Source organism: Thermogemmatispora sp. (assembly GCF_019683635.1).
In the GTDB taxonomy this organism is placed as follows: Bacteria; Chloroflexota; Ktedonobacteria; order Ktedonobacterales; family Ktedonobacteraceae; genus Thermogemmatispora.
This window is the reverse complement of record NZ_JADGIA010000220.1, coordinates 1-8,095: the sequence shown is the minus strand read 5'-3', so window position 1 is coordinate 8,095 and position 8,095 is coordinate 1. Positions and strand designations below refer to the sequence as shown.

Here is an 8,095-nt window from a genome sequence, read left to right as displayed (position 1 = left end):
TTTGATGCCTTTGTGTGGATCAAGCCGCCCGGGGAGTCGGATGGCTCCAGCAGCCTGATCCCGCAGGGGCCGAACAACCCGACGGGCAAGGGCTTCGATGAAATGTGCGATCCCAACTATGGCGGCAATGCCATGAACAACTATCAGCCGACGGGAGCGATGCCGAACGCACCAGTGGCTGGGGCCTGGTTCCAGGCGGGCTTTGACACCCTGGTCCAGAACGCCTATCCGCCCTTCTAATCAAAGAGACGTTCGGCCCGGGAGAAGCTGGTCACATACAGAATCTCTTTCTCCCGGGGACTCCTCGTTCGGTCAGAGGCGGGTGCCGTGGCTGACTCCTCCGGTTCAGTCACGGCACCGCCCTTTTTTGGGCACTGCCCTCTCTCCCTGACTTCCCTGGTCCCAGCCAGGCCCTCTTTCCGCCCCTTGCTCTTGACAGCCAGGCCCACCTGAGTGTACCCTGAATATGGGTGACCGGTCGGTCATTAATTAAAAGAGGGGACGCGGCAGTCAAGAACAGCCGAACCAGAGGAGGCGAGGTCATGCCGAAGATCGTCGATGAGCAGACGCGCGAGGCCACGCGCCAGCGCATTTTGCGCGTAGCAGCTAGCGAGTTCGCCCGCCTGGGCTTTGAACAGACCAACATTAACCTCATTGCCGAGCAGGCTGGCATCGGGAAAGGCACAATCTATCTCTATTTTGAGAACAAGCGTACATTGTTTCTGGAAATGCTGCGCTTTATTGCCCAGGCCCACCTGCGGGAGATCCGCGCCGCGTTAGCGACGGGGGATTCGTTGCGTCAGCGCCTGGAGGCTCTCTTTCTGGCCTTTGTCAGGCTAGCAGAACGGGAAAGCGATAGTTTCCATGTCTTTATGAGCGCGCTCTATGGGGTCAACCGTATCTTCCAGCAAGAGGCCGCGGCGCTGCTGAGGGAATACGTCGCAGCGATCGCCCACCTGCTGGCCGAAGGCCAGGCTTGTGGCGCAATGCAAGTGCCTGAGCTGGAAGCCAGCGCCCTGATGGTCTTGTCGGTCACCGAATCCTATGTGCTGGCCGCGCGCGTGCTTGGATATCCTGCCTCCGTGCTTGCCAGCCAGGCTGGAGCGGTGGCCGACTTCGTCTTACATGGCCTCGGGACCTCCGACAGCCGTTCTGGTGAGCGTGAGCGGGGAGAGTAAGCGCGACGGCTTGCCTCTCTCCTCCTTCTTTTGACCCTTATTTTGACTGACTACCCACCCATTGTTGTGAAAAGGAGGCAGATAGCGCATGCTGACTGATTGGCTGACCGTTCTCCTTCAGGGCTGGCGGCGTCGTGGGCGTCAGGAGAGCCGTGAGAAGGGGGTAGAGCGCCCTTATCTGCTCTGGAAGTGGCTGCTGCTCAGCACGGCCATCGGCCTGGTAGCTGGCCTGGGGGCCATCGCCTTCTTCGAAGCCATCCACCTGGCGAGCACCTTTTTCCTGGGACTGCTGATTGGCTATCGTCCGCCTGATCCGGCGGGGGAAGGCAGCACGGCCTGGGTCCCGCTCTGGGCGGCGTCCCGTCCCTGGCTGCTGCCGCTGGTGACGACTGGTGGCGGTCTGCTGGCCGGCCTCATTGTTTTTCGCTGGGCGCCCGAGGCCGAAGGACATGGAACCGATGCGGCGATCGCGGCCTTTCATCAGGGCAGGCCGATCCGGGCGCGGGTCCCCCTGATCAAGCTCATCGCTTCGGCCATCACCATTGGCTCTGGAGGTTCCGGTGGGCGTGAAGGGCCTGCCGCCCAGATCAGCGCTGGTTTTGGCTCTTTGCTCGCCAAATTCTTGCATCTCGATGCCTACGAGCGTCGCCTGGCGATCGCCACGGGGATCGGGGCCGGCATTGGCGCGATCTTTCGGGCACCACTTGGGGGGGCTGTGCTCGCTGCTGAAATCCTCTATAAAGAGGATCTGGAAGTTGAGGCGCTGCTCCCCGCGCTGATCGCCTCGATTGTAGGATACAGCGTCTTTGGCGCCTTCTCTGGCTGGAGTCCCATCTTTGCCGTGCCTGCCAACCTGGCCTTCAGCTCGCCTCTGCAGCTACTGTGGTATGGCCTGCTTGGTGTGCTCTGCGGGCTGTTTGGGCGGGCCTATGCCACAGGCTTCTACGGTCTGACGGCCCTCTTTCATCGTCTACCAGGCCCGCGCTGGCTCAAGCCGGGCCTGGGCGGCCTGCTGGTGGGTCTCATCGGTCTGGCGGTCCCTCAGATCCTGGGCATGGGCTATGGTTGGGTGCAGCTCTGGATGGGGCCGGGCCTGAGCGCGTGGCCGCTGTGGGTGCTACTGGCGCTTCCCTTCCTCAAGATCCTGGCGACCGGCCTCTCTATTGGCTCGGGTGGCTCGGGTGGTATCTTCGGCCCCGGTATGGTGATCGGAGCTGCCGTCGGCGCAGCGTTTTGGCGCCTGCTGACTCCCCTGGTGCCGGGTTTGCCGGGGGTGCCTGCTCCGTTTGTGATCGTAGCGATGATGGCGCTCTTCGGCGGAATCGCTCATGCGCCGCTGGCGGTCATGCTGATGGTCGCTGAGATGACTGGCAATCTTTCGCTCCTGGCCCCGGCTATGCTGGCCGTAGGGATAGCCGTGCTCATCGTCGGCGAGCAATCGATCTACAGCAATCAGCTGCGAACACGGGCCGATTCGCCGGCCCATCGCCGGCGCTGGTCGTGGCCCCTGCTCTCGCTCCTCCAGGTCCGTCAAGCGCTGCTGCCTCCTCAGCCTGTGCTGGCAGCCAACCTATCGCTCTCCGAGGCCGAGTCGTTGCTGAGGGAGTGGCAGATCGACAGCGTGGCGGTCCTCGATGAGCGGGGGACCTGCCTGGGCAGGCTGACGCTAGCGCAGGTGCTGGCGGTGGAAGCTGCCGAACGGGAGCGGCGGCGTGTAGCGGAGCTGCTTGAGTCGCGGCAGACCCTGGCGGTGACGCCCTCTGACCCGCTTGATCGGGTGCTGGCGGTGCTGCTCGACCAGCGCTGCGATTGGTTACCGGTGGTGGAGGAGAGGGCTGGCTCCAGACATCTGGTGGGCTACGTTTCCGCCCGTTCGATCCTGCAGGCGTATCAGGTGGCGCGTGCTCCCCAGGCCCAGCGCTCTGGGCCTGAGCCTGGACTGCCGACCTTGTCCGTCCTGGCGCTGACCAGCGCAGACGGAGAGCCGACCAGTGCCGGTCGGCAAAAGGCTGAGGAAAGCCTCTCGCTGTGATCCCGGGCAACCGGGCCAGGATGGTGCCAGGCCGCCCTGGCCCGACCTCGACTGCTCGTGGTTCTGGGTCTTCGATGCTTGCCAGTATAGTATGTTCTGAGTAGAGACGTGAGAACAAGACAGCGGGTCGTCCGGTTCTGGCCGCTCCAGCTGCTGCGGTTCCGTCTACCAGACGATCCGGGCCGGATGAGAAAGGAGTGGAAGAGAGAAGCGTATGCGCCATATCTGGAACTGGCGACGATGGCTCGCGCTACTGGTCCCCCTGGCCCTCATGCTGGCGGCCTGTGGTGGATCGGCGCCGACGCAGACTTCAGCTCCCGCTGGGGCGCAGACCGTTGCGATTACAGAGCGTGACTTTGCCATCCAGGCCTCACTGACCACTTTTAAGCCCGATGTGCCCTACCACTTTGTGATTACCAATCAAGGGGTGGTTGCCCACGAGTTTATGATCATGCCGCACAGTATGGGGTCGATGGCGCAGCATATGTCGATGGATGAAATGGACCATATGGCCCTGGCGATGGTGGAGAACATTCCATCCGGGGCCACTGTGACCCTCGATTATACCTTCCCCCGCACTGCGGCTGGCTCGCATCCCGAGTTTGCCTGTTTTCTGCCGGGCCACTATGAAGCCGGCATGAAGCTGACCGTCTCTGTTCAAAGCTGATAGGGTCTGGTCTGGGCTGGCTGGCTGGCTGCTCTGAAAAGAAAAATGGTAGGCCAGAGCAGAGCAGCCAGCCTGGCGGGCGGGCCGTTCTGGCTGGATGCTGCGCTTGTCGCTGGCAGCCGGCGATGCTATAATCCTTCTGGCGAGAGCTTGCAGCATCTACAGGCAGCAACGCCAGGCGAAGCGAGCGCAACCGCCCCTGACTTCGATCGCTGAGCGGCCTTGCTGTCTGCTTGCATGGGAAGCGGAGGAGTCATGACAGCGCACGATCCTCAAGGAGAGCTGGAGCAAGCGCAGGGGGAGCCGGTTCCCTCGACCTTTCCCCCGATCATTGCCGATGTCACCTCAGCGCTCTTCCGCCAGTTCCTCGACCTCCTGCCCGATGCTCTCATCGTCGTAGACGAGCAGGGGCATCTTGTCCAGGTCAACGCCCAGGCCACGACAGTCTTTGGCTATAGCCGCGAGGAGCTGCTCGGCCAAGCGCTGGATCTCCTCCTGCCGGAGCGCTTCCGCGAGATCCATCGTCGGCATGCCGCCCACTACTTTAAAGCCCCGCGCCTGCGTCCGATGGGCATCGGCTTACATCTTTTCGCCCGTCGCAAGGACAACAGCGAGATCCCGGTTGAGATCAGCCTCAGCCCCTTGCGCGTTGGCGAACAGCTCTATGTCATCGCTGCCGTGCGCGACATGACCGCCCAGCGCCGGGCCGAGCGCGAGCGGGCCCTCCTGCTGCAGAATCTGAGTGTGCAGGGTGAGCTGCTCAATCAGGCTTACGATGCCATTATTGTGCGTGATCCTCTTGATCGCATTCTGCTCTGGAATCGCGGAGCTGAGCGTCTCTACGGCTGGCCGGCGCAGGAGGCCCTGGGGCGCATCAGCACGCGCCTGCTCAAGACCGGCTTTCCCGAAGGAGAGGTGGCAGTGCGGACCGCGCTGGAGCGAGATGGTCAATGGGAAGGGGAACTAACCCAGGTCTGCCGTGATGGGCGCCTGGTGGTAGTCGAGAGCCGTCAGGCCCTGGTTCGTGACCAGCAGGGCCAGGTTCTGGCCACCCTGGAGATCAATCGCGATATCAGTGAGCGGCGCCAGCGCGAGCGTGAGGCGCGGGCCATGCTGGCTGGCCATCTCTCGCTGCTGGAGCAGCTCTTTGAGGTCCTGCCTTTTGCTATGGCCCTGGTCGCCGGCGAGCAGGCCCGTCTCCTGTTGGCCAATCAAGCCGTGCGCCGGGTCTGGGGGGCCGATTGGCCGCCGGGTCTGCCGTTTCTGGAATTTCTGCAGGAGCATGGCATCGTCATCAGCGATCTGCGAGGCAAGGCCCTGATCCCCGAAGAACTGATCACGCTGCGTGTCCTGCGCGAGCAACAGGCGATCTCGCTCTATCAGGAGCAGATTCGCCGTGCCGATGGGACCCGGCTCCCTGTACTGGTGAGCGCTCTGCCGCTGCATGTCCCTCCCGAAGCTCTGCAAGGCGAGCTGTTGCGCCAGTGTGAGCCGGGGGAGCCGCTAGCTCTGGTCATTCACCAGGACGTGACGCCTCTCAAAGAGGCCGACGAGCTAAAGGACGAGTTCATCAGCATTGCAGCCCACGAGCTGCGCACACCCCTGGCTGCGCTGACCGGCTACGCCGAGATGCTCCTGCGTCAGACCGAGCGCGGACACGGTCCCCCGCTGGCCCCCTGGCAGCGCGAGGCCCTGGAAGAGATCCAGCAGGGCACGGCGCGCCTGGCCGGGCTGACCGAAGAGCTGCTGGATCTCAGTCGCCTGCAGGCTGGACGCCTGCAACTGCAGCGCCTGCCAGCGGACCTGGTCCCCCTGGTGCGTCAGGTAGTACGGCGCCTCCAGCCGACGACCGAGCGCCATCAGCTAACGGTGCAGGCGCCGGCGGAGCCGCTGGTGGCCCTGATCGATCCCCATCGCCTGGAGCAGGTCCTGACCAATCTGGTGGAGAATGCCATCAAATACAGCCCCCAGGGCGGACCGGTTGAGGTGAGGGTGATGCCCGAGGGCGACGGGCAGGCAATTCTGATCAGCGTCCAGGATCACGGCATCGGCATCCCGCGTCATCAGCAGGGACAGATCGGCGGGCGTTTTATGCGGGCTGAGAATGCGCGCGCCTGGGGCATTGAGGGGACGGGCCTCGGCCTCTACCTGGCCCGCGCCCTGGTAGAGCAGCATGGGGGCCGCCTCTGGTTTGAGTCGCAGGAGGGACAAGGCTCGACCTTCTTTGTGCGCCTGCCGCTCTTGCGAGAGGAGAGCGAGGAGAGCTGTGAGCGGCTGCTGGAGGGCGAGGCCAGCGCTGCAACGCCGGGCCTACCGGAAGCCGGAGCCTGATGGTCGACTGACACCAGCCAGGATGATCAGCACCAGGGCAACTGGAAAGGTGGGAGCTGGTCGCTGCCTTTCCTTATTGCGTTCGCCTGTTCGCAGATAAAACCGAGCGCCTGGACTGGAGGATAGCCCAGGCGCTTTCTGTTGTGGGGCTTGTCGGGAACCTGTGCCTCAGCGACTGACTGATCAATCTGCTAACGGTCGTAGATCACCAGCATGACCAGGCCGCCCATCTCGCTCTCATTCTGCCCCGGATTCATCAGGTGCGAGAGAATGTGACAATGGAAGGGGTAGATGCTGCCCGGCGCGGCCCAGGCCGTGAAGACCAGGTCGTAAGTCTCACCGGGGGCGACCTCCAGCGTGTCGCGCTGGTAGGGCTGCGGTAAAGGATGACCGTCCTGGGCGATCACAGTGAAAGTATGGCCGTGCAGATGCATAGGGTGGGTCGTCAACGTGTCGGCCCCGATCAGGCGCAGGCGCACGGTCTGGCCATGTTTGACGTGCAGCGGCTGCGTATCGGGGAAACTCTTGCCGTTGATGACGTAATAGCCACCGGGCAGGGTGCCGATGAAGGCCGTATAGTCGACGTCGGCATGGACCTCCGCGCGTGCCTGGGGCGAGCCGGGACGCGGGTCAACGATGAAGGCCCCGTAGCAGCCGCCGGCTATTTCATTCAGGTCGTTATAGTGGCTGTGGTACCAGTGTGTGCCGACGTCCTGGTCGTGGACCGTGAAGTCGTAGACATAGCTCTGACCCGGCTGAATCGGCTGCTGGCCGATGCCGGGCACGCCGTCCTGTTGGCTGGGCACCTCCAGGCCATGCCAGTGGATGCTGGTGGCCTCGTGGAAGTGGTTGATGAAAGTAATGCGCACGTGGTCGCCGGCGGTGACGCGGATCATCGGCCCTGGTACGGTGCCATTGATAGTGTAGGCTGGCACCCAGGTGCCTTTCACAACCTCCCAGAGCACTTGCTCGGCGACCAGGGTGAAGTGTTTGGCTCCGTCGGGATCGCGCACGTAGGTGGCGAGCTGATTGCCCTGGCTCTGGGTCGCCCGTGGCAGTGCCGCGACGGTGGCGGTGGCATTGGCGTCCTGGCTGCTCGTGTTCATATTGCTCATGCCACTCATGGTGGCGCTCTGATCCGGGCTGGTGCCGCCCCCGCTCGTGGCGCTCCCGCCGCTGGCGAGAGTACTGCCGAGGCCAAAGCTGAGGACGGCCACCATGACGAGCAAGGCCGCGACCAGAACGGCCAGCGGAGCGAAGGCCCGGCGCCAGGGATAAGCGGGCTTCGGCTGGCGACGGCGCACGAAGACGACGTTGCCGCCTCCGGCTGCGAGCTGGCGGTAGGTCTCCGGGCGATAGCTGCCCGCCTCCAGGATGATTGGCCCCGCTGCCGATGCTGGCGGCTGCTCCGGCTCCCCAGCCTGGGCTGCGCCATTGCGCTGGGCTGTCGGCTGCTCGTCTGGGCCAGCTTTGGGAGAAGTTGAGGCGGCTGGCTGCGTCTGACTCCCCTTGGCGACCTCTCCCGTTTCTTGTGATGCCATTGTACTGCCTCCTATCTATGGACAGGGATAGTTTTAGCTCTTTGGCTGTCTTCAGCATCTGAACTGAATAGTCGCGCGTTGTGTGTTCTGATGTCCTGCATTGCGGGCCGATCTGGTTGGCTGGGATCAGCTCGACAGGGATCAGATCAGCTCGCATTGAGAACAGTAGCGCTGCCAGGTTTCAGCCCCCTCACAAAGCCGGCTCCCGCTCTCTCAGAGGCGTCACGGCTCAAGCGCAGGTCGCTGTCGGTGATCGCTAATGGCGGCGGTCACCGCTGAGGCTGTGGCGGCTGCTGGATGTCGTATAGTCATGCTTGAGGGGTAGGGGAGGGGCAGGCCAGAGAAG

At 63.5% G+C, this 8,095-nt stretch carries 5 protein-coding genes and 1 pseudogene; 5 read left to right on the top strand and 1 reads right to left on the bottom strand.

Going from position 1 to position 8,095, the window contains the following annotated elements:
- The 5 genes and pseudogenes from IRZ31_RS18340 to IRZ31_RS18320 all read left to right on the top strand — a co-directional run.
- Positions 1–240: pseudogene (locus IRZ31_RS18340) on the top strand (glycoside hydrolase family 6 protein); the annotation flags it as partial.
- A 302-nt stretch (positions 241–542) separates the two neighbouring features.
- Positions 543–1,178, top strand: coding sequence for a TetR/AcrR family transcriptional regulator (locus IRZ31_RS18335; RefSeq protein WP_297156312.1), 636 nt, complete (start codon positions 543–545; stop codon positions 1,176–1,178).
- A gap of 88 nt (positions 1,179–1,266) precedes the next feature.
- Positions 1,267–3,210, top strand: a complete 1,944-nt coding sequence (locus IRZ31_RS18330) for a chloride channel protein (RefSeq protein ID WP_297156310.1) — start codon at positions 1,267–1,269, stop codon at positions 3,208–3,210.
- A gap of 214 nt (positions 3,211–3,424) precedes the next feature.
- The gene (locus IRZ31_RS18325) at positions 3,425–3,877 is read left to right on the top strand and encodes a hypothetical protein (RefSeq protein ID WP_297156308.1); all 453 of its coding nucleotides are present in this window, start codon (positions 3,425–3,427) and stop codon (positions 3,875–3,877) included.
- Positions 3,878–4,132: 255 nt separating this feature from the next.
- Positions 4,133–6,208 (top strand): PAS domain S-box protein, encoded by a 2,076-nt coding sequence (locus tag IRZ31_RS18320; RefSeq protein ID WP_297156306.1) that lies wholly within the window; start codon positions 4,133–4,135, stop codon positions 6,206–6,208.
- A gap of 191 nt (positions 6,209–6,399) precedes the next feature.
- Here IRZ31_RS18320 and IRZ31_RS18315 read toward each other — a convergent pair whose 3' ends face one another.
- Positions 6,400–7,749, bottom strand: coding sequence for a multicopper oxidase domain-containing protein (locus IRZ31_RS18315; RefSeq protein ID WP_297156304.1), 1,350 nt, complete (start codon positions 7,747–7,749; stop codon positions 6,400–6,402).
- Between the last annotated feature and the right edge of the window lie 346 nt (positions 7,750–8,095).

Bases quoted from the DNA above. Each gene is read 5' to 3' on its own strand.
- IRZ31_RS18335 (WP_297156312.1), top strand. From the start codon at position 543: ATGCCGAAGATCGTCGATGAGCAGACGCGCGAGGCCACGCGCCAGCGC.
- IRZ31_RS18330 (WP_297156310.1), top strand. From the start codon at position 1,267: ATGCTGACTGATTGGCTGACCGTTCTCCTTCAGGGCTGGCGGCGTCGT.
- IRZ31_RS18325 (WP_297156308.1), top strand. From the start codon at position 3,425: ATGCGCCATATCTGGAACTGGCGACGATGGCTCGCGCTACTGGTCCCC.
- IRZ31_RS18320 (WP_297156306.1), top strand. From the start codon at position 4,133: ATGACAGCGCACGATCCTCAAGGAGAGCTGGAGCAAGCGCAGGGGGAG.
- IRZ31_RS18315 (WP_297156304.1), bottom strand. From the start codon at position 7,749: ATGGCATCACAAGAAACGGGAGAGGTCGCCAAGGGGAGTCAGACGCAG.